The following is a 24094-nucleotide window of genomic DNA, read 5'->3' on the forward strand; positions in this document are numbered from 1 at the left end:
CAAGCTTCGCTCAACCAGTCGGGGCTATCCTGGTTTTGTAAGGCTCGATCCACCGGGAACAAAACCGCCCGGCGAGATGCGACAGACAGTCGATTTCAGGGGACACACATGACGAATGAAATGCCTTATTCCCATGGCGGCAAAGCAGCCCGCCATTGTCGCTTCGCGCTTGTTGCCGCAGCACTTGTAACTTTCACCTTCGCGACGGCTTCTTGCTCCGTGGTCGAAGACGCTGTTCTCATCAAGACCGCGTCGGCCAATACCGCCACGATCAAAAGTCGGGTCGCTCCGGCGAAGGCGTCCTACGGTTATCAAAAAACCGGCAACGCGGCCGTTACGCTTGTTGCCGATGCCTCGGACACACCCGCGGCATCGCGTCAGTCCTATTCGGGCTCTTCTCCCTATATCTGCTCACCGAGCGGATTCGGGCAGAAATCCCGCTGCTTCCTGAGGCCCTGAGCCTCCTGGAGAAACACCGGAGGGGAACTGGCGTCCGGACGGTCGTGGCCGCCCTGACGCTCAGTTCTTCCAGCCGCCGGAAAAGGTCGTGTCTTCATCCTTGTTGAAGAAGCGCGACGCCGCCTCCGTGCGGTTGCGCACGTTCATTTTCTTATAGATATTGCGAACGTGAACCTTGACGGTGTTCTCGGACAGATGCAGCCGATCAGCGATGATCTTGTTTTGCGTTCCCTTGCAAAGCAGGTCGAGGATTTGCACCTCGCGTGTCGTCAGCGCCGCCACGTCGCTCCTGCTTGCGGCAAGGGCATCGGCGCGATTGGCGATCACGGCATTGCTTTGAACGCTCTTGCCGTTGACGGAAGGTGAATAGGGCGTGAGCTTGCCAAGAAGAGCTGCGGGAAAATGTTCCCCGCCCTTCATGAGCAGATCGACAGCCGCCATGAAGACATCGAGCCTGAGGTTGAGCGGCAGCACGCCATCGATGACGCGCATTCCCACCAGCCGTTTCAAAGGCTCCTCGAATTTATCGATGGTTTCGACGACGAGCGCGATCGGCGCATCGGGATGTTTTTCCCGAACCTCCGAAAGAACGGCATGAAGACGATCCCCCGACATGCGGTAAGGCAAAACCAGCCGCACATTATTACCGTAGTCGTCCTCTATGCCCGCCGAAGACTTTACGCTCACCACCGCGAATGTTGGGAACTTTTTGCCCAGCGCCTCCATGAGGCACTCGGAAAACAGGTCCGGATCCGCTATGATCAATAAAGTTCCATTTATAGGAGCAACGGCGTTTTTTTGTTTTGCCGCATAATCTGACGTTCCCATGAACATTGACGCCTCCCTCAAGCGCTTACGCATTACTTTCTTTTGGTTGTGCAGTCTGTTGTCCGCCGGCTATCTTTCCCCTCAATACTTGGGGGCGATTCTCCGCTTCAGGCCATGTCAACTATCATTAATTACCCGTTAATTAACACACGCTAATACGAAAAGCTGTGTAAATAAATGGCCCAAACGGGTTATTTTTTACAATTGACATACAAAATAGGTTACGCAGAGATAGAATCATTCATCTGGTAACCGCTGCAAAAACAAACACATCGCAAAAGCTTTCGCTGTGGTTTTGTGTTCCGGGAAAATATAACTTTTAGTTGATATCCCTTTACATAGCTCGCCGACGAAGCACGCTGGAGCCTGTTCCTTTTCGGGATAAAGGCCTTTTCCCACCGAAATAAACCATGTTTCTCGAAAAAGCCGCCATGCCCTGACGAAGCGATCTTTTTGCGAGGCCAAACCGGTGAAACACCCCAGGGATCACCGCTCGCGACCTATATATTCGGGTGAAGCGCCGATATGTTTAGCCCGAATTGATATCTAGGAAGCGCAATTTTTCTGCGGCACAGTCTGACCGTCGCTGAACGGCGGCCGATGGAAAGATATCTCCGGCCTTGACGTGTGTTTGAAAAACGCCGGTCCCTTTTCAAGAAAACATGCAAGCAAAAAGACGAAGCCACCGCGCTCCCCATTGGAGCGAGGAACGGATTTGTGCGCCTTTTTACCGAGTAGCGCACAAGGGCTGAACGAAAAGAGCCCGATCACGGGCCAATACCGAACCGCAGATGATGCGTACCGAGTGCATCTGCAAACATCAATCTTCATGCTACCCGGGGCAAGCGCGAAAAAATCCCGTTTGAGATGAGAGGGATTTCGAAAGCTGCTCCGAGCTTTTTCGGAGGAAATCGAAATGGGTTATGATCACAAGGCATCCGGCGACGAGATCACCAAGATCGGCGCGCTTTCCGATGGTTTCGCCAACACGTCTACCAATGACGCCAAGGTGGAAGACAGCAACGTCGGCACCGCGAATGGTGAAAACCGCAACAACGACAACAGCGACAACAGCACCAATGTGGATGTTGACGCCAAGATCGATGTTGAGGCCAATAACGGCGACAATCGCGACAACGACTATGACTGGAGCTATGACAGCAAGTCGTACAGCGACAACGACACGACCACCAAGACCAGCACCGAAACCAACACCGATATCAAGGTCGATTACGACTGGAGCTATGAAAGCAAGTCGTACAGCGACAACGACACCAATGTGAAAACGATCACGGATACGGACACAAAGACGTCCAACTATTCCGACAACGACACCTCCACCAAGACCACGACGACCTCCGACAGCTTCAACTCCGCAGACAGTTTCTACAAGTCGGATGACGACTTCGGCAACATCACGGGCGTCAAGGATGTCGGCAATCTCGGCATCGCCGGCGGAGACCTCACCTTCAATCTGGGTGACGACTTCTCCTTCACTCTCGATGTCGACAATATCCTCAACGGCTCGCTCAACGGCGAAGGCAACGACACCGGCTTCAGCATGGTACAGGCCAACCACCTGGCGGATCAGGATCAGGCCTATGACATCAAGATGCAGAATGGCGGTGCGGAAAACCACCTGAGCGCCAATGCCGGTGACGCCTATGGCGCCGAAGGCATCGACGGCAAGGGATGGGACCTCAAGGCCGGCGACGATGCAGCAGGCACCAGCACTGCGGATGCATCGGCAATCCTTGCAAATTCCGGCTTCCATCTGGAACTGGTGCAGGGCGCCAACATGCTCTCCAACGCAGTTGATGTCACGATCACAGGCGGTAACTCGCATGTGTCTGATGTCGGTGAGGATCACTCCTGATACCCACCTCTTGACGAAAAGAGCTGCACCGGCACCCGCCGGTGCAGTTCGCGGTTGAAGGACCGGGTCTGCGTAAAAACGAAGCGCCGCCTCTGAGACGTGCGCCGTCCGCAGCTTCTAGGCTCTGCCGCGATGATCAGGGAGGGACCTCCGATGCATATCGACAAGATTTCGGACATGATTGCGCATTTCATCGGCCTGTTCGACACGGTGGTCGAGGAAGCGCGTCTGAGAACAAATTATACCGAAGGCCCGGCGCAATCCGATCCGGACCGTCTGCCGGACGATGAAGCGGCAAAGCTGCTCGACAAGAACTACGACGTTCCGCTCGAGGACTACGACCCCGGTGTCAAATATCACGCCGGATATTATGATTTCGACTATATCCGGCCGCATTTCGCCCGCGCTGTCGAATACGACATGCAGCAGCTTGCAAATGCCGTCCCGTTCGATATTTCCGCCGCAAACTTCCGTTTTCCCGGCCGCCTCTCCTTCGAAGAGCAGTATGAACTGGTGGTTCACCCCGGTCCGGGCTCGGTCATCGCGCATGTGGCGCAGGTCAATATTCTTCAGGACGACGACTATCTGAACATGACTGACGGCCCCTATGCGGGCCGCGATACGAGCTTCGTCACCGAACGCACCGTCGAGTTCTACAATGAAGCGTCGGTCTTCACGCCCTTTGCCGTTTTTCAGCGCACCGACGGTTACGACGCCCTGCAGGCGCTCGCCAAATCCGCGCATGACTATATCGACCATGCCCGCGAAAACGACGTGACGTCGCTTGGCACCGGTGCGGATCAGGATTTCGTTCTGGCCGGCAATGACATCCATGGGCTTTACATCAACGGCTCGATAGCCAGCGAAAAACCGATACTCGACGACTACATGCCCGATCGCGGCATTGCCAAGCCGGCGGAAGAGCCGGAAAAGAGCGACGTTTCGCTGCATGAGGACAGCCCTGCCGGCAACAGCCTCGATGTGGCCGCAGGCGCCAATGTCGTCGCCAACATCGCCACGCTCGTCAATACCGGCGTCATGACGTCGGTAACCGCCGTTATGGGCGACTATCACCAGATCGACGCAATCACCCAGGCCTATATCTATAGCGACCGGGACGAGATCGATTCCGTTTTCACACGGTCGGAAGATCAGGCCGCGACGGCAGCCTTCAATATCGCCAGCTTCGAGCGCAGCGTCTATCCGGGCGCAGAACACGCGGAGAACAGCGGCCAGGACAACGGCGAGCCGCCGATATTTCCGACCGCCTGGCGCGTCAGCGTGCTGGAAGGCGATGTTTCCTTCGTGCACTGGATCGAGCAATACCAGTTCGTCAGCGACAACGACACGATGACGATAACGACCTCGGGCGCCACCGTCAGCCTGCTGACGGGCGGCAACGCCGCGCTCAACATTGCGAATTTCCTCGGCATCGGCATGCAATACGACCTGATCATCGTCGGCGGCAATGTGCTGGACATGAACATCATCAGCCAGATCGCCGTGCTTTACGACAATGACTGGGCGCGCGCCAATCCCAATGCGCCCGATGGCGCCACCATCCAGTCCGGCAACAACCTGCTGTGGAACGACGCCACCATTCACAATGTCGGCAGCAATGATCGTTTCGAAACCATGCCGGACTATATGAACCAGACGGTGAACGCCATCAACGAGCGCGACCCCAACATGCCGGATGCGCTGGCTCATGACGTCAATTTCGCCGGCTATGAGGGTCTGAACGTCCTCTATATCACCGGCAATCTCTATGATGTCAGCATCATAAAACAGGTGAGCGTACTGGGCGATTCCGACGATGTGACGCAGGCCGCCGCGAAGGTTCTCGAAAACAACCAGGACGCCACCGTCCACATCGATACCGGCAGCAACGCCGTGGTCAATCTGGCGCAGATCGTCGACTACGACAGCTTCGGTTCCACCACCTATGTTGCCGGCGGCGTTTATTCCGATGCCATCCTGATACAGGGCGGCATCATCGAAAACGACACGTCGCAACCCCAGCAAGGCCAGCTGGCGAACGAGGTCATCGCCTTTCTTCACGACGATCCCGCCACCATCGAAAACGAATCCAATGGCGTCATCAATGCCGGTCACGACCTGTCATGGTCGAATGCCCATCCGGCCGACGTCATGCAGACGGTCGTTGCGTAACCTCCGGCAAGCGGGGCTGCAAACGCACCCCGCCGCAGCCGGAACCGCAAACACCGCTAGATCACCGAGGGGACCGATATAAAATGGATCATATTTCTAGAAAAACCATTGCCGACGGACGCTCGCTGGACTTGCCGCTGGATCAAGATGCGGAAGACAGCAAACTGACGGACGCCTGTATTTCAGCAATCAATGAAGCCGTCGAAAACCTGCGCCAGTTATCCGGCGCGGAACAGACGGCAAAAGACGTTTCATCCCCTGCGCAGATCGCCTCCCCACAAGTCCTTTCCCAACCGCATGCAAAAACGGAACAGGCGGAACAATTGCGGGATGTTCCCCCGGAAAGGCCGGCACCGCAACGGGACCGGCAACCCGCCTCCCCGCCGGAGCCGCAGGCCAAGATCGACAATACCGACCTGCCTTTCGTCAAGACCATCGACAATAACGACGGACCGATCCGCGAGAACGAACGCCGGCCGGTGACGGGCGGCGGCGGCAAGGAGCCGACGGACAATGGCGGTGGCGGCGGCGGTGGCGGCGGCGGTGGAAGCCAGAGCGGTTTTCACAAACGCAGCGAGCCGATCAATTTCGCCGCAAGCCTTGCCAAGGGCATCGCCGCCGTGCGGCGCAACATGGTGGTGGTGATGCTGTTCACGGTCGCCATCAACATCCTGCTGCTCGCCATCCCGCTTTATCTGTTCCAGATTTCCGACCGGGTTCTGACCAGCCGCTCGATGGACACGCTCGTCATGCTGACGGTCGCCGTCCTTGGTGCGGTTCTGCTGCAGGCCTTCATGGACGCCATCCGCCGCTTCATCCTGATGCGCACCGCCGTCGAACTTGAGGTGCAGCTTGGCGCGCCGATCCTGTCCGCCGCCGCCCGCGCCTCCCTGCATGGCAGCGGCAAGGACTACCAGACATTGCAGGATCTGCAGCAATTGCGCTCCTTCCTCACCTCCGGCACGCTGATCGCCTTTCTCGACGCACCGCTGATGCCGCTCTTCATCGTGGTGGTCTATCTCGTCCATCCGCATCTCGGCATCATCATCATGGTCTGCTGCGCCGTGCTGTTCGGCATCGCCTGGCTCAATCAGCGCTTTACCGCGAGGCAGTTCTCGGAAGCATCCGGTTATCTCAGCCGCGCCAATTTCCACCTCGATTCCATGTCGCGCAATTCGCAGATCATCAATGCGCTCGCCATGATCCCCGAAGCGGTGAAGATGTGGGGCCGCGAAACCGCGGGTTCACTGAAATCGCATGTGGCGGCGCAGGATCGCAACATCATGTTCTCCGGCGTTTCCAAGGCGGCGCGCATGATCACCCAGGTGGCGCTGCTCGGCTGGGGCGCGCATCTGTCGCTATCAGGCGAACTGACCGGCGGCATGGTGATTGCAGCCTCCATCATTTCCGGCCGCGCGCTGGCGCCCATCGAAGGCGCAATCGAGGGCTGGCACCAGTTCAACAAATCCGCCGCCTCCTATGGCCGTATCAAGCAACTGCTCATCAATTCGCCGCTCAATTTCCCACGCCTGCGCCTGCCCAATCCGGAAGGACGTCTCGATGTGGAGCGCATCCTCTTCGTGCCACCGCCGCAGAAAAAGGTGATCCTGAACGGCATTTCCTTTTCGCTGAAAAAAGGAGAATCGCTCGCCATCATCGGCAATTCCGGTTCCGGCAAGACGACGCTTGGCAAGATGCTGGTGGGCTCCATCCTGCCCACATCAGGCAATGTCCGCCTCGATCTCATGGATCTGCGCAACTGGGACCAGCGGCAATTCGGTGAAAGCATCGGTTATCTGCCGCAGGACGTGCAGCTTTTTCCCGGCACCATCAAGGCCAATATCTGCCGCATGCGCGACGATATCGAGGACCGGCAGATTTACGAAGCCGCCGTGCTGGCCGATGTGCACGAGTTGATCGCCGGTTTCCCGCAGGGTTACGAAACCGTGGTCGCCGCCGATGGCGCGCCGCTTTCCGGCGGCCAGAAACAGCGCATCGCGCTTGCCCGCGCCTTTTTCGGCGATCCGAAATTCGTGGTGCTGGACGAGCCCAACTCCAATCTGGATACGCAGGGCGAACAGGCGCTGGCCAAGGCGCTGCTGCACGCCAAAAGACAGGGCATCACCACCGTCACCATCACCCAGCGGCCGGCACTGCTTCAATGCGTCGACAAGATCATGGTGCTGAAGGACGGATCGGTCGCCATGTTCGGCGAAAGGATGGACGTGCTGAAAGCGCTTTCCGGCAATGGCCGCCCGGCCAACCAGTCCCCGCAGATCGAGGGTTGAGAACCGTCATGTTCAAGAAGAAAAACGCCATTGCCGAAGTCAAACCCCAGGGCCAGCTGGAATGGTACAGCGAGGTGCCGCGTTCGATCCGCCTGCACAGCTCGATCGGTCTTGCCGTGCTGCTCGCCTCCTTCGGCGGTTTCGGATTCTGGGCCGGCACCGCGCCGCTCTCCTCGGCCATCATCGCCCAGGGCAGTTTCGTCGCCACCGGCAACAACAAGGTGGTCCAGCATCTGGAAGGCGGCATCATCAAGGAAATGATGGTCAGCGAAGGCGACACGGTGAAGGAAGGCGATGTCCTTCTGACGCTGGACAAGACGACGGCGCTTGCCAACGAGCGCATGTTGCAGCTGCGGCGGCTTCGCCTCGAAACCATCGTGGTGCGCCTGCGCGCCGAGGCCCAGGGCGAAAAAAGCTTCAAGGTGCCAGATATCGTCATGAAGGAAGCCGGCGATCCGGATATAAATTCCATCATCCAGAGCCAGAACATCGTGTTCCACAGCAAGCTCATCAAGCTTGAGGAACAGATGAACCTGATCGACAAGAATATCCGGTCGCTGGAGTTCCGCTATGCGGGCTATGACGGCCAAAAACAGTCCTTCGACCGGCAACTGGCGCTTTTGACACAGGAGCGCGATTCCAAGGAGCGGCTCGCCAAGGACGGCGTCATTCGCAAGACCGACATGCTGGCGCTGGAGCGCGCCATTGCCGACGCCATGGGCGATATCGCCCGGCTGAGCGGCGAAATGAACCAGAGCGAGGCGGAAATCGCCAAGTTCCGGCAGGAAGCGGTCATCGCCGTCAACGCCAACAAGCAGGCAGCACTCGATGCGCTGGAAACCGCCGAATCCGATCTCGACAGCGTGCGCGAACAGGTGCGTGGCGCCGCCGAAGTGCTGGAACGCACCGTCATCCGCTCCCCCGTCAACGGAACCGTGGTGCGCGCCTATTATCATACGCCCGGCGGCGTCATCACGACAGGCAAGCCGATCATGGAAATCCTGCCCGCCCATGTTCCCCTGATCCTTGAGGCGCAGGTGCTCAGGACCTCCATCGACCAATTGCATGAGGGCCAGACCGCCGCGATCCGCCTGTCGGCGCTCAACCGCCGCACCACACCGGTTCTGAATGGCAAGGTCTTTTACGTTTCAGCCGACAGCATCGAGGAAAACGCCGGCCTTCAGGTCAAGGACGTCTATATCGTGCGCGTGCAGATACCCGACGAGGAAATCGCCAAGGTTCACAATTTCCATCCCGTGCCCGGCATGCCGGCCGACGTGCTGATCCAGACTTCGGAGCGCACCTTCTTCGAATATCTGACCAAGCCGATCGCCGACAGCATGTCCCGTGCCTTCAAGGAAAGATGAAGAAATATCAGTAACCTACACTGTCTTTTCCGCAGCGGTCGGCATATAATATCCAAATATGTTTCGTCGGGGCGGGAGAAGCGGCATGGCGGCGATGTCGGATGTATTGCTGCTGGTCGGCAGGCTGAATTACGTGTGGACCAACACGGAAAGCCTGATGATCTATCTGATCGTCCATCTCCTGAAAGTGGAGAAGGAAGCGGCCATCGTCGTGTTCCTGACGCTCAACACCACGCGGGCGCGCATGGATCTGATTGAGCGCCTGGCGAAGCTTCCCTCCACCGACGCGAAGGACCGCAAGACCATCCTCTCCATCATGGCGCGGCTGAAGAAGGAAGCGAAGACGCGCAACAAATATAATCACTGCATCTATTCCTTCGACGAGAAAGGTGAGATCGCCAGCACGCAGCTGATGCGGCTTGTGGAGGATGACAGCCAGGTGCGCTACGGCAAGGTGGAGCGCATGGACGAGAAGGAAATCGGACAGCTCGAAAAATCGATCGCCGACATCGTCGATGTCAGCAAGGACATGTGGAACTTCATCCATGCCAGCCCGCATGTTTCTGCGGATTATCTCTAGAGCATTTCCAGTAAAAATGCATGGCGGCTTTACGTCCGGAAAATCTCGGAAAACAAAGGGATAACGCTCGGCCGACGGTTTCGGCCACAGTATACGACGTTAATGGTGAGAAAATACTCGACCGTTTACCATCCATTTTGAAGCAATGCGCCTTGTCCAGAAATTTAAACCGGACAGCAGTGGGACAAGACCGAGGATGTCACTGTTGCCAGCCGATGTGCATCTGCGTCGCGGAAGCATCCTTCCAGCCCAAGAATTTGGGCTGGAAGGTTTCCTGTGACCGGCACAGGAATGAGACCGATGAGCGCACCCGAAAACAGCGGACTTCGTAACTGACGCATCGGCCCGAACATTTGGGCCACGGACCGTGAACATGAACCGGAAAGGTGTCATATTCATCTGTTTTCATTTATCTTTTCGGAAAGATCGGAGCCCATTTTTTCTGACGGACGCTGGTGAAGTCGAATGAGCCTGCCACAGCGCGGTCATTTTACAACGATGGAAATGACATCCTGATAGCGGTTTGTCTCTGTTCCCTTGGCGATACCCGTCGCATTCACCGCGCGTGTCGGGACGCGGCGGCCGCACTGCTTGCTTTGACGACTGGAAAGGCCGCCATCCGAATAGGAGACGATCCTGGATTTCGGAAGCTTGCCCGCCACCGCCGCAAAACTCAAGGGAGCAGCACCGCAGTTCTCGGCCCTGTAGGCCGTAAGGTGCCGCGTCTGGCCAACCGAAAGTTCCACCGTCTTGTCCACACCGGCGCTGACGCAACCCGAAAGCGCAAGGACGGCAACCGATACGCTGGCCAGCGAAATATATCTCTTCATAACGTCTCTCCTTAAAACAATTCAGCGCATCAGCGCATTCAAAATAATAAACGAGAACTTGCGCCGTATCTTTTTACACGCGCGAGTTCATGGCTGGACGATTTTTAGTGCTTCACATATCATCCTCAATCACCCGCGCGGGTGAATTGATTGAGGTGAAGGGAGCGGACCAGCGTTTGTCGGGCTTCTCCGGCGGCAGGGATTGGGGCATGCGCATTCGTGGCTTGAGGCACTCGGACGACGACCTGATAGATCTCATTTATGCAGCGCTGCTCGGCGAGGCGTCGTGGCAACAGTTTCTCGACCGGCTTTCAGAGAATGCACCCGATGGTCGAACGATTTTGTTTTCCATGAATACGCGCGAGCCCGACGACTATGTCGGCATGACGTCAAAATTCGACCTTCCGGAACTTGAAAGCTATGCAGCGCATTACATCAACACCAATCCATGGCTGGAGCATTGCGCTCTGCGCCAGGTAGGCTTGGGCGTTTTCTCGGATCAGATCGTCCCCAGAAAGCAGCTGGTCAAAACCGAATTCTTCAATGACTGGCTGTCACCTAACAATATTTCGACCTCCATCGGCGTCACCATTGACAAGAACGAGGGCAGCCCCCTGATCGTATCCACCGTCACCAGCCGCGGTGACCCCGATGAAAACAGCGTTTTTTCCGATCAGCTCACCCGTATCGCGCCCCATCTGAGGCGCGCCGCGCGTTTCTACAAGAACAGTTCGGTCCGATGGGCAGCCTTCGACCTCAATACGTCGCTGTTCGATTTCGTCGAGACGGGCGTCGTCATCATCGGCGAAAACGCGCAGATAAAGACAATCTCCCCGATCGGTCAGGAGCTTCTGGACAAAGGAACGCTCATATCGGTTTCGCCGCTCGGAAAGCTACGCCTGCGCGGCAAGGATGCTCAAACAGCGCTGAACACAATGCTGAAGCGCAGTTATACCGGCCCCAGAACAGCAAGCTTTCTGTTACAGGGCATCAGGCTCACGCTTGTCGCAATGGAGAAAGAACGCCTCTCGCTTTACTTCGAGGGGCCTACCGTTGCGCTCCTTATCCAGCCTTCCGGGGCGCCGGGCGAAATACCCGGCATCGACCAGTTCGCTGAATTTCATCGGTTGACGATGGGGGAGCGGCGAGCACTTCTCGGCGTCATAAACGGCAGGACCATCACACAGATAGCGCTGGAGGCCTCCGTATCGCGCGAGACGATACGCACGCAGCTCAAAAGCCTCTATGCCAAGACCGGGACACGCAGCCAGAACGACCTGCTGCGCCTCGCATACCGCATGGCAAACCCGGGCCCGTAAGCGCGTCGCGTCTGATCGTATTCCACAGTACACGACACAATGGTTTTTTTGTACCGTGGTTTCGACCAGACCGGACGCGCTCTAGGCGCGTGTCTGCAACCGCATGCCGATTGCCGGGTGAGTATCACCGCCCTGCGCCACCTTCGCCGGAAGGCAGAGTTTTCCGGCCGCGAAATAAAGCAGGAATGAACCGATCTGATAAGGGAAGATGATGTCGATCTCCACGAAGGAGCGCACCACGAACAGCGCGCAGATCGCAAACAGGATCACGCCCTGCGGATCGCTCTGACGCATCAGGACCGAGCGCAGATGCCCGATGAGCGTTCCGTAGAGCACCATGCCGAGCAGGAACATGCCGACAAAGCCGTTTTCCACCACCGTCTCGATATAGGTGTTGTGAAAATGGAAGCCGCTGCGCCCGGTAATGAAAAAATCGTTCCACAGGCGTTCGGCATCGGCAAAACCGGCGACCCAGAACCCCTGATAACCGACGCCGAGAATGGGCGTCTGTTTTGCCGCCTCGATGCCCTGCTGCCAGAGATAGGTTCGGCCGGTCAGCGTCGAATCCTTGCCGAAAATGCCGAGAATGGCGTCCAGCAGACCGAATTGCAGGGAAGCGACCGCGAGCAACGCGCCGAGACCGCCCAGCGCGAAAAACATCATCTTGCGGTTAGCCGGTGACAACATGCCGATGGGAATGAAGCCGATGATGAGGGCGACCACCGCCGCCGTGGTGATGGCGGATGTGGCCGATTGCGAGGCGATGAGACTATAGGCCGATAAAAGCCCGGTGACGCCGGCGATGGGCAGCCAGATGCCCCTTAACTTCAGCACCAGCACCGATGCGGCAGCAAAAATGACGCCGAGCGAGGCATAAAAACCGAGCTGGTTCTTGGAAGAGAAGGCGCCGACGAAACTATAGGTGCCGTCAAGCGCATCGAAGAGATAAATGCCGAACAGCAGCGAATAGAAGAGAACGACCGCGATGCCGATCAGCGCGCCGCGCGTCAGCGTCCGGATGGAGATCACCCGCATCGCGATCAGCGCGCAGACGATATGCGTCATATACTGGATGGAGGCGCGCATGGTCACCGACACCGCCTCCGACCAGAAGCTGGACAGAACCGTCAAGATGCCGAAGGCGAATATCCAGAGATAGCGCGGATAATTGCCGAGCACGCGCCGGTAATCGACCACCACCAACGGCAGCCACATGCCATAATAGGCCAGAACCGAGATTTGCCCGAAACGCGACGAATAAGCGAAGACGAAGAATGACAGCGCAACCGCCGCCATTCCGTAAATCTCATTGCGCTCGGGATCGATCAGCGCCGATTTGGCGATCCGCATTGAAACCTCACTGCATCAGGATTTCAGACGAGACCTTGATGACGTCGCCGGGCTGGAGCATGGCGTTTTCATCCACCTTCAGCTCTTTCGGCTTGCCGTTTTCCTCACGCACCACGACATAGCCGATCGTCGCGGACTTGCCCGACGGGTCGAAACGGATCGCTTCTGCCGATTGCGCCAGTGCTTCCGACATCAATTCGCGGCTGGTGGTCAGCTGCAGATTAAGCTTGTCGAGTTCCGCTTCCGTGTCCTGCAATTCCTTGGAGCGCTGTGCCACCCAGTCGTTGCGCAGGTTGATCTCGTCCTGGGTCGCCTTGTTGATATCCTGCTTGGCGCGCAGCGACTGCGTATCGATATCGAGCAGATTGGATTCCACTTCCGCCGCGCGTTCTTCCGCGGAAATACGCCGCTGCGACAGCGCAAGCCCCTGCTCGTTCAACCGGTTGACGCGGTCGCGATCCTCATTGGCAAGCTGGAGCTGACGATTTTGCGTCTCCGACTTCTTCTTGAGGGATTCCACTTCGCTCTGCAGAAGGGCGTGCAGATCCGTCAGCGCCTTGAGCTGCAGGGTGTAACGCTCGGTGCGCGATTTCATCAGCGCGCTTTCGCTGGCCAGCAACACGTCGATCTCGGCAATCTTTTCCATTTCAGGCGTCTTGGCGATGGTCGTGTCGCCCTTTACCTCGGCCACCAGCCGCGCCTGACGGGCAAGCAGCCTTGCCCGCTGGTTGTCATAGACGGCGGCGTCACCGCGGGCATTGATGAAGTCGCGGGCAAAACGCTGCCCGGCATCCGAGCGCCGCAGGCCGCCGGCAAGGCTGACGGCCTTCAGCACCGTGAGATTGGCGGCATAGGGATATTCACCCGGCGTCTGCACATCACCACTCAGAAAGATCGGCCGGAACTGAGCGATCTCGACGGAGGCCGAAGGCAGGTTGCGAAGGGCGAACTTGCTCTGAAGCTGGGCGCCGATCTCTTCGCTGACTTCCGATGGGGTCTTGCCCGCAACATCCAGCTGACCGATGAAGGGCAAGGACAGCGCACCCGACGGGCCGACCGAATAATCGCCGTTGATCACATCCCAGTTGCGGATGCTGCCATCCGCCGGCTGCCATTCGGCAACGCGGATACGCAATTTGTCGGCGGTGCCGAGCTTATATTGACCACCATCCGCAGCCATTGCGGAGAGCGGCGCGGCAAGGGCGACGGAAGCGGCAAGAACGAGGGCCACAAACGGGCGGTGGGCGGCAAACAAGCCGTTCATCGGGAAACTCCCTGTTAGCGGATCGCCCGGCAGGCGATCAGGCCGTAGCGCGACCGGCAAAGCCGGCTGCGCAGCGCCGCAAAAAGCGGCCGGTATGATTAGCACCAATGACGCACCCGAAGACCGGACTTGGGATCCCGGTCAGGGTGCGTGTCGAAACGAAGATCGATAAAGCCGAACTCAATATCGGTTTTCAGTAGCTTCCGCGTGAAAGGCACACGGCGGGAATGGTCTTGACGATGATGAAGACATCCTGCCGCATCGACCAGTTCTGCACATAATGCGTGTCGAAAGCGACGCGGGTCTTGTAGGATACGTCGTTGCGGCCGCTGATCTGCCACAGGCCGGTCAGGCCCGGACGGGTGCTGAGATAATAAGCGGCAGCGCTTTCATAATAGCTTAGTTCCTCATCGACGACCGGGCGCGGACCGACCACGCTCATTTCGCCGCGGATGATGTTGAGGAGCTGCGGCAGTTCGTCGAGCGAGAGCTTGCGCAGCACGGCGCCAACGGCCGTAACACGCGGATCGTTCTTCAGCTTGCGGGTGGCGCGCCATTCTTCGGCGGCTTCCGGATTGGCGGCAAGATATTGCCGCAGAATCTCGTCGCCGTTCATCGCCATCGTCCTGAATTTCAGGCAATGGAAATAACGGCCATTATGTCCCACACGCCGGTGGCCATAAAAGATCGGGCCGGGATCAGACAATTTCACCAGCGCGGCGATCAACAGGAATATCGGGCTGAAGATGAGCAGCGCAAGCGCAGCCGATGTCATATCGAAGCTGCGTTTTGCGATGCCCCCGATAGGGAAACTGACATCGAAATCTTCGGAGCTGCTGAGTGTCTGTTCAGCCGATTGGGTCGCGGACTTCATAGAGAGAACTCCATTTATGTTTTGCGATTGGTCGGTGCCCGGAGGCGCGTCTTTCCGTCTAAAAGAGATAACAAGTCTGTGTTCGGAATTTGATGCTAATGGATTTTTTGTAAGGCACATTGCCCATAACCGTCTATGCGATTTCTTGCGCGAGCGGCCGATCAACGCCCGGGCAATATTAACGGTTGCATAAAAAAGCAACAAATGTGCCGATGGCCATGTGTTGGGAGCATGGGTGTCGCTCCGGCATGTATTGGGTTTTGTGCCGTCGACAGCCTTTTCTTATATGTTTCTTATGACTTGGTGAGATGAGACAGGAACGCTAAGAACAGCCATGTATGTAACAGACTATTAAATTTTTTTGCAGCGCAGCAAGATTGTGGCAATGCATATAAAATTTGACATATTGGCCAGGACTTTTTTTCCCAACATTGCCACCCCACCAAGAAAAAGCGATGGAAAAATCGCTAAAAGGGCGCAAAGACGGCAAAAGAGTGGCAAGGAACTGCATTTTATTCATGGCAGCCACGCAAAAATGCCGGGTCTAACGGCCTGTTTTTATCGACTCGCTCCCATTTTGCCGTTCTACCAGTGCTGCGAGACGCGAAATCCGCCGGAATCAGAAGGTTGGAGGTGTGCAGGCGCTGATGACCTCGCACGGCACGGGACCGACGCAACGGAAGCGATGCGGCCTGCGGCTTTCGAAATAATAGGCATCTCCCGGCCCAAGCACCCGCCTCTCCTCATCGACCGTCACTTCCAGGCGCCCGGAGAGAATGATGCCCCCCTCTTCCCCATCGTGAACCAGCGGAACCTTACCGGTATCGGCGCCCGGCTGATAACATTCCTTCAGGATCTGCAGGCTGCGGCCGAAAACATTCTCGCCCACCTGCCGGAAGGAGATCGGCCCCTTGCCGATTTCGACCAACTCATCCGCCCGGTAAAAGGCCTTGCGGCTCGTCTCCGGCTCGAAAGCGAAAAACTCGGCAAGGCCGATCGGTATGCCATCGAGAATGCGCTTCAGCGCGCCGACGGATGGGTTGGAGGTGTTGGATTCGATCAGGGAAATCGTCGAATTGGTGACCCCGGCGCGTCTTGCCAGTTCCCGCTGGGAAATATTGTGGCGCAGCCGTAAATGGCGCAAACGCCCGCCTATATCCACCGACATGCGTGAGCCCCCGTTGTCCTTGTTCGAAATATCGAAAACCGCTGTCCACGGCTATAGTATTTTCAATGGCTTGGCTACAGAAAGAAAAGGGCTTGTTCGGCCGCGAAAATAGCTTTCAATCATCGGCACCGAACAGGAGACCAAGATGGACAACCCGAGCCGATCCAATTCCACCTCACTCGACAGCTACTGGATGCCGTTTACCGCCAACCGGCAGTTCAAGGCCAATCCCCGCCTGCTGACGAGCGCCGAAGGCATGTATTACACCAGCAATGACGGCCGTCAGGTTCTCGACGGCACGGCTGGCCTTTGGTGCGTCAATGCCGGCCACGGCCGCCAGCAGATTGCCTCTGCCGTGAAGCACCAGCTTTCGACCATGGACTATGCTCCCTCCTTCCAGATGGGCCATCCCGTTGCCTTCGAATTCGCCGAGCGGCTGGCGGAAATCGCCCCCGGCCCGGAAGGCGCGAAACTTGATCGTGTCTTCTACACGGGCTCAGGGTCGGAATCGGTCGATACGGCGCTGAAGATCGCGATCGCCTATCAGCGCGCCATCGGCCAGGGCACCCGCAGCCGCCTGATCGGCCGCGAGCGCGGTTATCATGGCGTTGGTTTCGGCGGCATCTCCGTGGGCGGCCTTGTCAACAATCGCCGCGTTTTCCCGCAGATCCCCGCAGACCATCTGCGCCACACCCATGATCCGGCGAAGAACAGCTTCGTGAAGGGCCAGCCCGAGCACGGCGCGGAGCTTGCGGACGATCTGGAACGTCTGGTCGCCCTGCATGGCGCCGAAACCATCGCCGCCTGCATCGTCGAACCGGTCGCCGGCTCCACCGGCGTGCTGGTGCCGCCGAAGGGTTATCTGGAGCGTCTGCGTGCGATCTGCGACAAGCATGGCATCCTCTTGATCTTCGATGAAGTCATTACCGGTTTCGGCCGCATGGGCTCCACCTTCGCCAGCAACTATTTCGGTGTTACGCCAGATATCGTCACCACCGCCAAGGGACTGACCAACGGTGCGATCCCCATGGGCGCGGTCTTCACCAGCCGCAAGGTGCATGATGCGCTGATGCATGGTCCGGAAAACCAGATCGAGCTGTTCCACGGCTATACCTATTCCGGTCACCCGGTCGCCTGCGCCGCCGGTATCGCGACGCTCGATATCTATCGCGATGAGGGCCTCTTCACCCGCGCCGCGGAATTGCAGGATGTGTGGCACGACGCCATCCACTCGCTGAAGGGCCTGCCGAACGTCATCGATATCCGCACCATCGGTTTCATCGCCGGCATCGAACTGCAATCGCGCGACGGGGCTGCCGGCGCACGCGCCTATGACATCTTCGTGGATTGCTTCGAGCGCGGCCTGCTCATTCGCGTCACCGGCGACATCATCGCCCTTTCGCCGCCATTGATCGCCGAAAAATCCCATTTCGACGATATCGTCTCGATCCTCGGCGATGCGCTGAAACGCGCGCAGTAAAAGTATACATTTCTAATAAAGAAAAGGCTGCAATACTAATTGCAGCCTTTTTTGCTTTTATCAATTCTGAGCGAAAATATATCATTTATTAAGCATGTTCTATTAACTTCCTGAAGTATAACAATTGCGCGGGAACGTTCCAATGGCATCGATTCAGAAAAAGATAATATTGGCGAGCATTGCAATCTTTTCCATCACCGGCAGCGCCGCCGGTGTCGGCATATGGGCAGCGGAGACGCTTAACCGCAACAGCGAATATGTGGCGCTTTCAGCCGACGTGCTTCGCAACCACATGCAGGCGGACATGATGCATGACGCATTGCGGTCCGACGTCCTTGCCGCCATTCTTTCTGCCGATACCAGAATGGACCTCGACCTCAAGGCGGTTAAGGCCGATCTTGCCGAACACGAAGCCAGTTTCCGCGAGATGATCGAAGCAAACAAGTCACTGTCGGCCGGCACCAATGTCAAATCCGTCATAGACGGCGTCGAAAAGCCGCTTCTTGCCTATATGGACGCCGCCAACGCCGTGGTCGGACTTGCCGGCTCCAGCCCCGAAGAGGCCATCAAGCTGATACCGGAATTCATGCAACAATTCTCCGCGCTTGAAAAAGCGATGGAAGCTGCAGGTGACCAGATTCAGGAGCTCTCGGACGCCGCATCGGCCGAAAGCGAAAAGACCAAGGCGGCGATCAATCTTATATTGAACGGACTTCTGGTTCTCGCAGCACTTTTCTCCGCCGGGCTTTTCCTTCTCACCCGCAAATCGATCATCCGTCCCATCCTGCAATTGGCAAGGAATATGGAGGCCCTGGCGGGTGGCGATACGTCACAATCGCCCCCCAGCATCAACCGCAAGGACGAAATCGGCTCCATGTCCGGCGCTGTCGAAATTTTCCGGCAGGCGGCCATCGCCAACCGGGCGCTCGAGGAACAGGCGGCAGCGGCCCGCCGGCAGGCGGAAGCCGATCAGGAAGCGGCCCGCCGGCAGGCCGAGGAGGAGGCGTCCGAAAGACTGCGCATCGCAACTTCCGGCCTCGCAACCGGTCTCAAGCGGCTCGCCTCCGGCGATCTGGCGTTCCAGTTGAATGACGCCTTCGCCCCGCAATTCGAGGCCCTGCGTCACGATTTCAACAGCTCGGTCCGGCAACTGGCCGAAACGCTCTTCGCCATTTCCAATGGTATCGGCACGATCGACGGCAGCAGCCGGGAAATTGCAGCCGGTGCCGGCGATCTTTCGCGCCGCACGGAGAATCAGGCCGCCTCCCTCGAACAGACGGCGGCGGCACTCGATGAGATTACGGTCAATGTCTCGAATGCCAACAAGCGCGCCGCCGAGGCGCGACTCGCCGCCACCGATGCCAATCACAGCGCCCTGAAATCGGTCGAGGTGGTGAGCCATGCCGAAGAAGCGATGCGCCGCATCGAGGCCTCGTCGCGGCAGATCACCGGCATCATCGGCGTCATTGACGAAATCGCCTTCCAGACCAATCTTCTGGCGCTGAATGCCGGGGTGGAGGCCGCACGCGCCGGCGAAAGCGGCAAGGGCTTTGCCGTGGTTGCGCAGGAGGTGCGCGATCTCGCCCAGCGCTCGGCAAAAGCCGCAAGCGAAATCCGCGACCATATCCGCCAGTCATCCGTGGAAGTGGAAAGCGGTGTGAAACTGGTTCTCGATACCGGCAGCGCGCTGAAGGATATCGGCGAACGCATCGCCGGAATCGACCGCCATATGAACGCCATCGCCACATCGGCCACTGAACAATCAACCGGTCTGGCGGAAATCAACGCGGCGGTGAACTCGATGGATCACGCGACCCAGCAGAATGCGGCCATGGTGGAACAATCCACCACCGCTTCGGCAACGCTTGCCGCGGAAACGGCAAAACTGCGCGCGCTGGTCTCGCGTTTCCGCCTGGATAAGGAAACAGCCGGAAGTCAGGAACAGCCGCGCAGGGTGGCCTGATGGCTGTGAAGAGACGAGGACATCTCGTCCTCATGCAGGACTTCAGCCGGCACATACCCACGGCACGCCTGCGCCGTGGTTGAAGCTCCAGCGATCAATAAGCCTGCGACGGTTGCGACAGGCCGTCGCCGATCACGCCATTGCCATATTGCGCCACGGGCACACCGTCCTGGCCGATCGGCACACCCTGCTGCGCGGGGCCGAGCGCCGTCACCACAATCGGCGTACCGTCAGGCACGCGATTATAGAGGTCGACGATATCCTGGTTCAGCAGGCGCACGCAGCCTGACGAGACCGACTTGCCGATGGTCCACCATTCCGGCGAGCCGTGCAGTCGGTAGATCGTATCCTTGCCATCCTTGAAGATATAGAGCGCACGCGCCCCGAGCGGATTCTTGAGGCCCGGCTCCATGCCGCCATTACGGCTGCTATAGGGTTCCAGTTCCGGCTGGCGCGCGATCATTTCGTCGGGCGGCGTCCAGCGCGGCCATTGGCGTTTGTACTGGATCACGCCGCGGCCAGCCCATTCGAAACCTGCACGACCGAGACCGACGCCATAGCGCATGGCCTGATTGTCCTCATAGGTCAGATAGAGGAAATGATTGGCGGTATCGACCACGATGACGCCGGGGCGCTCGCCGGTCGGGTTCGCCACCATCTGCCGCAGGAACTGGCGCGGAATCCGCTTGTAGGGAATCTCCGGCAGCGGGAACTGCTCGTCCGGCTTGGGGCCGTACATCAGCGCATACATCGGGTCTTCGGCAGGCGCCGCGGGCCGGGCGGCCTCACGCGCGGTTGTGTTGCAGCCCGCAAGGCCGGCAAGCGCCAGTCCGCCTGCTCCAAGCAGGAAACCCCGCCGGGTCGTCGTCGTCTCGTTCAATTGAAAAACCTCATTTACGTCATCTCACGCCGGCAAAGGGGTCTGCCAGCGCCGCCTCTGGGCGGCTGATAGGGTACTTCGTGCCGGAAACCTGCGATGCCATGGCCTTGGCGCCGCTGGATTTCAAAATAGCCCGGAAGCTCGGATGCATGCCGCCATCGACATAAGCGCTGACGGGGACCGAAGTTCCATCGCTCAATGCAGCGGCAAGTTTTTGTTGCTCTTCAGCCAGTTTCGACGCCACCAGCGGGTCCTGCTGGTTGATGGCCGGCGGGCAGGCCGCCAGCGGATCGGCAGGTTCGCCTCCGGCAAATTCACTGTTGAAGACATAACGGCGACCGCACACGGAAACCTTGGGCTGCCGGCGCGTCACCTCGAAATAGTCGTAGCCTTCCTTCAGCGTCTTCCAGAACGGCATGTTGGGATCGTCCCGATGCGCCACCATGTTCCTTGCGGTCATGCGAAACGGATAGGCCTGTACCTGAAAGCGGTCCTGTCCGCCCTGAAGCGCACGCGCAACGATGGCGTAAATCTCGCCCACCTGGGCGTCCGTCATGGCGTAGCAGCCGGAAGAGGAGCAGGCTCCATGCACCATCAGCGCCTCGCCGGTGTAACCGAGCGCCGATTCCAGCCGGTTGGGATAACCGAGATTAAAGGAGACGTAATATTGGGAGTTCGGGTTCAGCATGCCGGCAGAGACATGATAAAAACCTTCCGGCGCCTGCCGGTCGCCCGTCTTCATCTTGGGGCCGAGCTGTCCGGACCAGCGGCACATGGGATAGGCCTTGAGCAGCGCGTAATTTCCGGTCTTGTCGATCTTCCAGACCTCAAGCTCGCTTTCCTGCTTGAAAATGCGAACGAGAACCGGGCTTTCCGGGCGCATGCTTTTGGCCGACATCTGCGCCATCATCTTCGACGACAGTTTCGGCGGGTCCTTCTTGACGCTATCGAGCCCCATGGACGTGCACGCGGCGAGGCCGCCGCCGATCGCAACGATCGCGGCCATTCTTGCCCCTGCCCTTACCTTTTGCCGCAACCCCGCAACCGCGAAATCCAGCAATGCCTGCATGCCCATGGATCGTTCTGCCCGCCTGATTTGCCCACCGTTCCGGCAGACGCTTAACTATCGAAGGTGGCCACAACACGGCAACCTCGCCCATGGACAAAGTCTCGTGAACAGACGTTACCCATTCGTTAATCATAAGGACACAAGCCTGTGATGGGTGGGCAATGAAAGTAGCGGCCACGCTTATCGAAGCAGCCCCTGGCCGCCATCGATCCAAACCGGTGTGCCGGTAATGTGGCGGGATGCATCCGACGCCAGGAAACCGATCAGCGCGGCGACGTCGCCACTCGTCCCCGCCACGCCGCCGGTCACCGGAATGTCGCCGGCCGGAAAACGGACGGGAACCTCCGTTTTCTCCCGCCCGCGTATATCGGTATTTTCATCGATTGCCGTTTCGATTTCGCCGGGACACACCGCATTGACGCGGATACGGTGACGCCCCAGTTCCAGCGCCAGTTGCTGCGCCATGGCGAGTTGGCCGGCCTTCGTCACGGAATAGGCCGTAGCGCCGGGTGACGTGAAAGTACGGGTGCCGTTGATCGACGAAATGATGACGATGGATCCGCCGCCCGCCGCTTTCAGATGCGGCAGGCTCACATGAACGGTGAGATAGGTGCCGCGCAGGTTGATGCGGATCGTATCGTCCCATTCAGACGGCTTCAGTTCATCGATGGGCGCCCAGACGCCGTTGACGCCGGCATTGGCCACCACGACATCAAGTCGGCCGAAATCCTCAACCAGCGCTGCGACCGCGTGACGCATGGCCGCTTCATCCGCCACATCGGCCACAAGCACCTTCGCAGAACCGGATGCGGCGCCTATGTCACGGGCAACATCGTCCAATTCCGATTCGGTGCGGCCCAACAGGCCGAGCGAAAAACCCTCCGCCGACAGATGAAGGGCGGCGGCGCGCCCAATACCGGAGCCTGCGCCGGTTACCAGAGCGACTTTGCCATTAGCCACTATCAGTGCCCTCCTTTTCGGGACGCTATGGACGTGACCGTCGCCGAGACGGGGTCACTTGCCGGAAAGCTGTCTTCCAGCCCCTCTTCCAGCTCTTCCTCCAGAATCTCGCGGTCCCGCGCGGTGCGGGCGCTCGCCTGCCCGTGCGGGACTTCGTCCTGGGCCGTTCCGAGAGCGGAAAATTGCGCAGGCGCATCCGCACCATGGCGCGTTCCGAAGGCGGTCAGCTGCACCATCACGGCACTCGCGCGCTTGATGGCCTCGGCATCGTCGATCCCTTCGAGACCGTCGGCGAGGCGAACCGAAACCTGATCACCGTCGCTGCCGACGAACTCGACGGAGATAACCCCGTTATTGCGTTTTACATAGGTCGTCGAAAGTTGCATGACATGCCCTCCGGCTTGGAAAGCACCGGTACGAATCCGATGCTGGAAAACGGTTAGAACCTGAATTCACAACGGCGGCAGAGCGGAAGGGTTCCAGATGGATCAGGCCTTTGGTCCGGAAATGCAGGAGAGTTTCTTCCTGCGGGATGCGGTGGACGTGGCCCGCGCCATCATTGGCGCGGAGTTCCGCATCGGCAACACCGGCGGTATCATCGTGGAAACCGAAGCCTATCATCCGGACGACCCGGCATCCCACAGTTTCAACGGGCAGACCCCGCGCAACAGGGCAATGTTCGGCCCGGCCGGCCGTCTTTATGTCTACCGGTCCTATGGCATTCACTGGTGCGCCAACTTTGTCTGCGCCCCGGGGTCCGCCGTGCTTTTACGCGCCATCCAGCCCCTGACCGGTATAGACATGATGAAACTGCGCCGGGGAACTGACAAGCCGAAACTTCTCTGTTCAGGCCCGGGCAGGCTCTGTCAGGCGCTGGCCATCACGGGAGAGATGGACGGCGCGCCGTTGAACGCACCGCCGTTTTTCCTGCGGCTGCCGAAAGAAGCCGCAGCCATCACCATCGGCCGACGAATAGGCATCAGCCGCGCGACGGAATATCCATGGCGCTTCGGGCTGAAGGGCTCGGCTTTCGTCAGCAAGAAATTCGAGAATGGAGAGGCGTGAAAGACGAGAGCACTTTCGGTGGCCCGTCATTTTCATCCGGGTTGGGTGTCGGCACCTCGTCCGGCAAGCGGTCGGGTTCCGGTTCTTCCACCGGCGGAATATCCGGCTGCGGCGGCACGGGCATCGGCTGATCGGGATAGGGTTCGACGGGAACGGCGGGCATCGCGGCCTCCTGATAAACACGCTTTGCCACGATGGACACAAGCTTGCGTTTTTCATGGGACAGCGCGTTTGCGCCGTCGCCAATCAGGCGGCGCAACACCCAATTCGCCCATCGGTCAAATGCCGGTCAGGTCCCTTCG

At 58.6% G+C, this 24094-nt stretch carries 21 protein-coding genes; 10 read left to right on the forward strand and 11 right to left on the reverse strand.

Going from position 1 to position 24094, the window contains the following annotated elements; all coding sequences use genetic code 11:
* Nucleotides 1-108 precede the first annotated feature (108 nt).
* Nucleotides 109-459, forward strand: coding sequence for a hypothetical protein (locus AC5YUO_RS16290; protein ID WP_496155957.1), 351 nt, complete (start codon nucleotides 109-111; stop codon nucleotides 457-459).
* Between the two features lie 60 nt (nucleotides 460-519).
* Here the strand turns inward: AC5YUO_RS16290 and AC5YUO_RS16295 are convergent, their stop codons facing one another.
* Nucleotides 520-1293 carry a helix-turn-helix domain-containing protein gene (locus AC5YUO_RS16295; RefSeq protein ID WP_400812767.1) on the reverse strand — a complete coding sequence of 258 codons (774 nt, stop codon included), beginning with the start codon at nucleotides 1291-1293 and terminating at the stop codon, nucleotides 520-522.
* A gap of 910 nt (nucleotides 1294-2203) precedes the next feature.
* Here AC5YUO_RS16295 and AC5YUO_RS16300 point away from each other — a divergent pair.
* The 5 genes from AC5YUO_RS16300 to AC5YUO_RS16320 all read left to right on the forward strand — a co-directional run bounded on the left by AC5YUO_RS16300 (nucleotide 2204) and on the right by AC5YUO_RS16320 (nucleotide 9570).
* Nucleotides 2204-3163 carry a fibrinogen-binding protein gene (locus AC5YUO_RS16300; protein WP_496155958.1) on the forward strand — a complete coding sequence of 320 codons (960 nt, stop codon included), beginning with the start codon at nucleotides 2204-2206 and terminating at the stop codon, nucleotides 3161-3163.
* A 153-nt stretch (nucleotides 3164-3316) separates the two neighbouring features.
* Entirely contained in the window at nucleotides 3317-5335 is a 2019-nt protein-coding gene (locus AC5YUO_RS16305) for a hypothetical protein (protein ID WP_496155959.1), read from the forward strand.
* Nucleotides 5336-5418: 83 nt separating this feature from the next.
* On the forward strand, nucleotides 5419-7623 hold the full coding sequence (locus AC5YUO_RS16310) for a type I secretion system permease/ATPase (RefSeq protein WP_496155960.1): 2205 nt from the start codon (nucleotides 5419-5421) through the stop codon (nucleotides 7621-7623).
* 8 nt (nucleotides 7624-7631) lie between these two features.
* On the forward strand, nucleotides 7632-8990 hold the full coding sequence (locus AC5YUO_RS16315) for an HlyD family type I secretion periplasmic adaptor subunit (RefSeq protein ID WP_496155961.1): 1359 nt from the start codon (nucleotides 7632-7634) through the stop codon (nucleotides 8988-8990).
* 85 nt (nucleotides 8991-9075) lie between these two features.
* Nucleotides 9076-9570 (forward strand): hypothetical protein, encoded by a 495-nt coding sequence (locus AC5YUO_RS16320; RefSeq protein WP_496155962.1) that lies wholly within the window; start codon nucleotides 9076-9078, stop codon nucleotides 9568-9570.
* 485 nt (nucleotides 9571-10055) lie between these two features.
* Here the strand turns inward: AC5YUO_RS16320 and AC5YUO_RS16325 are convergent, their stop codons facing one another.
* Nucleotides 10056-10400 (reverse strand): hypothetical protein, encoded by a 345-nt coding sequence (locus tag AC5YUO_RS16325; protein WP_065117595.1) that lies wholly within the window; start codon nucleotides 10398-10400, stop codon nucleotides 10056-10058.
* Nucleotides 10401-10489: 89 nt separating this feature from the next.
* Between AC5YUO_RS16325 and AC5YUO_RS16330 the strand changes: the two genes are divergently transcribed.
* A complete protein-coding gene (locus tag AC5YUO_RS16330) occupies nucleotides 10490-11719 on the forward strand; it encodes a helix-turn-helix transcriptional regulator (RefSeq protein ID WP_496155963.1) in 1230 nt (409 codons plus the stop codon).
* Between the two features lie 81 nt (nucleotides 11720-11800).
* Here AC5YUO_RS16330 and AC5YUO_RS16335 read toward each other — a convergent pair whose 3' ends face one another.
* The 4 genes from AC5YUO_RS16335 to AC5YUO_RS16350 all read right to left on the reverse strand — a co-directional run bounded on the left by AC5YUO_RS16335 (nucleotide 11801) and on the right by AC5YUO_RS16350 (nucleotide 16375).
* The gene (locus AC5YUO_RS16335) at nucleotides 11801-13069 is read right to left on the reverse strand and encodes an O-antigen ligase family protein (protein ID WP_496155964.1); all 1269 of its coding nucleotides are present in this window, start codon (nucleotides 13067-13069) and stop codon (nucleotides 11801-11803) included.
* Between the two features lie 7 nt (nucleotides 13070-13076).
* Nucleotides 13077-14333, reverse strand: coding sequence for a polysaccharide biosynthesis/export family protein (locus AC5YUO_RS16340; protein WP_496155965.1), 1257 nt, complete (start codon nucleotides 14331-14333; stop codon nucleotides 13077-13079).
* A gap of 193 nt (nucleotides 14334-14526) precedes the next feature.
* Nucleotides 14527-15207 (reverse strand): sugar transferase, encoded by a 681-nt coding sequence (locus tag AC5YUO_RS16345; protein WP_003523803.1) that lies wholly within the window; start codon nucleotides 15205-15207, stop codon nucleotides 14527-14529.
* A 619-nt stretch (nucleotides 15208-15826) separates the two neighbouring features.
* Complete coding sequence (locus AC5YUO_RS16350) at nucleotides 15827-16375, reverse strand: cupin domain-containing protein (protein ID WP_003523802.1); 549 nt, start codon at nucleotides 16373-16375, stop codon at nucleotides 15827-15829.
* A 145-nt stretch (nucleotides 16376-16520) separates the two neighbouring features.
* Between AC5YUO_RS16350 and aptA the strand changes: the two genes are divergently transcribed.
* Complete coding sequence (gene aptA / locus AC5YUO_RS16355) at nucleotides 16521-17855, forward strand: omega-aminotransferase AptA (RefSeq protein WP_400812773.1); 1335 nt, start codon at nucleotides 16521-16523, stop codon at nucleotides 17853-17855.
* Nucleotides 17856-17997: 142 nt separating this feature from the next.
* Entirely contained in the window at nucleotides 17998-19818 is a 1821-nt protein-coding gene (locus AC5YUO_RS16360; RefSeq protein WP_496155966.1) for a methyl-accepting chemotaxis protein, read from the forward strand.
* Between the two features lie 94 nt (nucleotides 19819-19912).
* On the opposite strand, the gene AC5YUO_RS16365 is transcribed toward AC5YUO_RS16360, so the two are convergent.
* The 4 genes from AC5YUO_RS16365 to AC5YUO_RS16380 form a co-directional block, all read right to left on the reverse strand.
* Nucleotides 19913-20698, reverse strand: a complete 786-nt coding sequence (locus AC5YUO_RS16365; protein ID WP_496155967.1) for a L,D-transpeptidase — start codon at nucleotides 20696-20698, stop codon at nucleotides 19913-19915.
* Between the two features lie 19 nt (nucleotides 20699-20717).
* Nucleotides 20718-21773, reverse strand: a complete 1056-nt coding sequence (locus tag AC5YUO_RS16370; protein WP_496155968.1) for a L,D-transpeptidase family protein — start codon at nucleotides 21771-21773, stop codon at nucleotides 20718-20720.
* Nucleotides 21774-21947: 174 nt separating this feature from the next.
* Nucleotides 21948-22730, reverse strand: a complete 783-nt coding sequence (locus AC5YUO_RS16375; RefSeq protein WP_496156510.1) for an SDR family oxidoreductase — start codon at nucleotides 22728-22730, stop codon at nucleotides 21948-21950.
* Nucleotides 22730-23113, reverse strand: a complete 384-nt coding sequence (locus tag AC5YUO_RS16380) for a hypothetical protein (RefSeq protein WP_400812777.1) — start codon at nucleotides 23111-23113, stop codon at nucleotides 22730-22732. The genes AC5YUO_RS16375 and AC5YUO_RS16380 overlap by 1 nt, the downstream gene beginning before the upstream one ends.
* A 97-nt stretch (nucleotides 23114-23210) precedes the next feature.
* Here AC5YUO_RS16380 and AC5YUO_RS16385 point away from each other — a divergent pair, with 97 nt between their 5' ends.
* The gene (locus AC5YUO_RS16385; RefSeq protein ID WP_496155969.1) at nucleotides 23211-23792 is read left to right on the forward strand and encodes a DNA-3-methyladenine glycosylase; all 582 of its coding nucleotides are present in this window, start codon (nucleotides 23211-23213) and stop codon (nucleotides 23790-23792) included.
* Here AC5YUO_RS16385 and AC5YUO_RS16390 read toward each other — a convergent pair.
* Nucleotides 23761-23955 carry a hypothetical protein gene (locus AC5YUO_RS16390; protein WP_400812779.1) on the reverse strand — a complete coding sequence of 65 codons (195 nt, stop codon included), beginning with the start codon at nucleotides 23953-23955 and terminating at the stop codon, nucleotides 23761-23763. The genes AC5YUO_RS16385 and AC5YUO_RS16390 overlap by 32 nt on opposite strands.
* Nucleotides 23956-24094 lie beyond the last annotated feature (139 nt).

The organism is Agrobacterium sp. LEGMi-208b (assembly GCF_059511785.1).

Coding starts and splice junctions, on each gene's coding strand:
- AC5YUO_RS16290 (WP_496155957.1), top strand. CDS start 109: ATGACGAATGAAATGCCTTATTCCCATGGCGGCAAAGCAGCCCGCCAT.
- AC5YUO_RS16340 (WP_496155965.1), bottom strand. CDS start 14,333: ATGAACGGCTTGTTTGCCGCCCACCGCCCGTTTGTGGCCCTCGTTCTT.
- AC5YUO_RS16305 (WP_496155959.1), top strand. CDS start 3,317: ATGCATATCGACAAGATTTCGGACATGATTGCGCATTTCATCGGCCTG.
- AC5YUO_RS16390 (WP_400812779.1), bottom strand. CDS start 23,955: ATGCCCGCCGTTCCCGTCGAACCCTATCCCGATCAGCCGATGCCCGTG.
- aptA (WP_400812773.1), top strand. CDS start 16,521: ATGGACAACCCGAGCCGATCCAATTCCACCTCACTCGACAGCTACTGG.
- AC5YUO_RS16350 (WP_003523802.1), bottom strand. CDS start 16,375: ATGTCGGTGGATATAGGCGGGCGTTTGCGCCATTTACGGCTGCGCCAC.
- AC5YUO_RS16380 (WP_400812777.1), bottom strand. CDS start 23,113: ATGCAACTTTCGACGACCTATGTAAAACGCAATAACGGGGTTATCTCC.
- AC5YUO_RS16310 (WP_496155960.1), top strand. CDS start 5,419: ATGGATCATATTTCTAGAAAAACCATTGCCGACGGACGCTCGCTGGAC.
- AC5YUO_RS16295 (WP_400812767.1), bottom strand. CDS start 1,293: ATGTTCATGGGAACGTCAGATTATGCGGCAAAACAAAAAAACGCCGTT.
- AC5YUO_RS16360 (WP_496155966.1), top strand. CDS start 17,998: ATGGCATCGATTCAGAAAAAGATAATATTGGCGAGCATTGCAATCTTT.
- AC5YUO_RS16315 (WP_496155961.1), top strand. CDS start 7,632: ATGTTCAAGAAGAAAAACGCCATTGCCGAAGTCAAACCCCAGGGCCAG.
- AC5YUO_RS16345 (WP_003523803.1), bottom strand. CDS start 15,207: ATGAAGTCCGCGACCCAATCGGCTGAACAGACACTCAGCAGCTCCGAA.
- AC5YUO_RS16320 (WP_496155962.1), top strand. CDS start 9,076: ATGGCGGCGATGTCGGATGTATTGCTGCTGGTCGGCAGGCTGAATTAC.
- AC5YUO_RS16325 (WP_065117595.1), bottom strand. CDS start 10,400: ATGAAGAGATATATTTCGCTGGCCAGCGTATCGGTTGCCGTCCTTGCG.
- AC5YUO_RS16330 (WP_496155963.1), top strand. CDS start 10,490: ATGGCTGGACGATTTTTAGTGCTTCACATATCATCCTCAATCACCCGC.
- AC5YUO_RS16385 (WP_496155969.1), top strand. CDS start 23,211: ATGGATCAGGCCTTTGGTCCGGAAATGCAGGAGAGTTTCTTCCTGCGG.
- AC5YUO_RS16370 (WP_496155968.1), bottom strand. CDS start 21,773: ATGGGCATGCAGGCATTGCTGGATTTCGCGGTTGCGGGGTTGCGGCAA.
- AC5YUO_RS16300 (WP_496155958.1), top strand. CDS start 2,204: ATGGGTTATGATCACAAGGCATCCGGCGACGAGATCACCAAGATCGGC.
- AC5YUO_RS16335 (WP_496155964.1), bottom strand. CDS start 13,069: ATGCGGATCGCCAAATCGGCGCTGATCGATCCCGAGCGCAATGAGATT.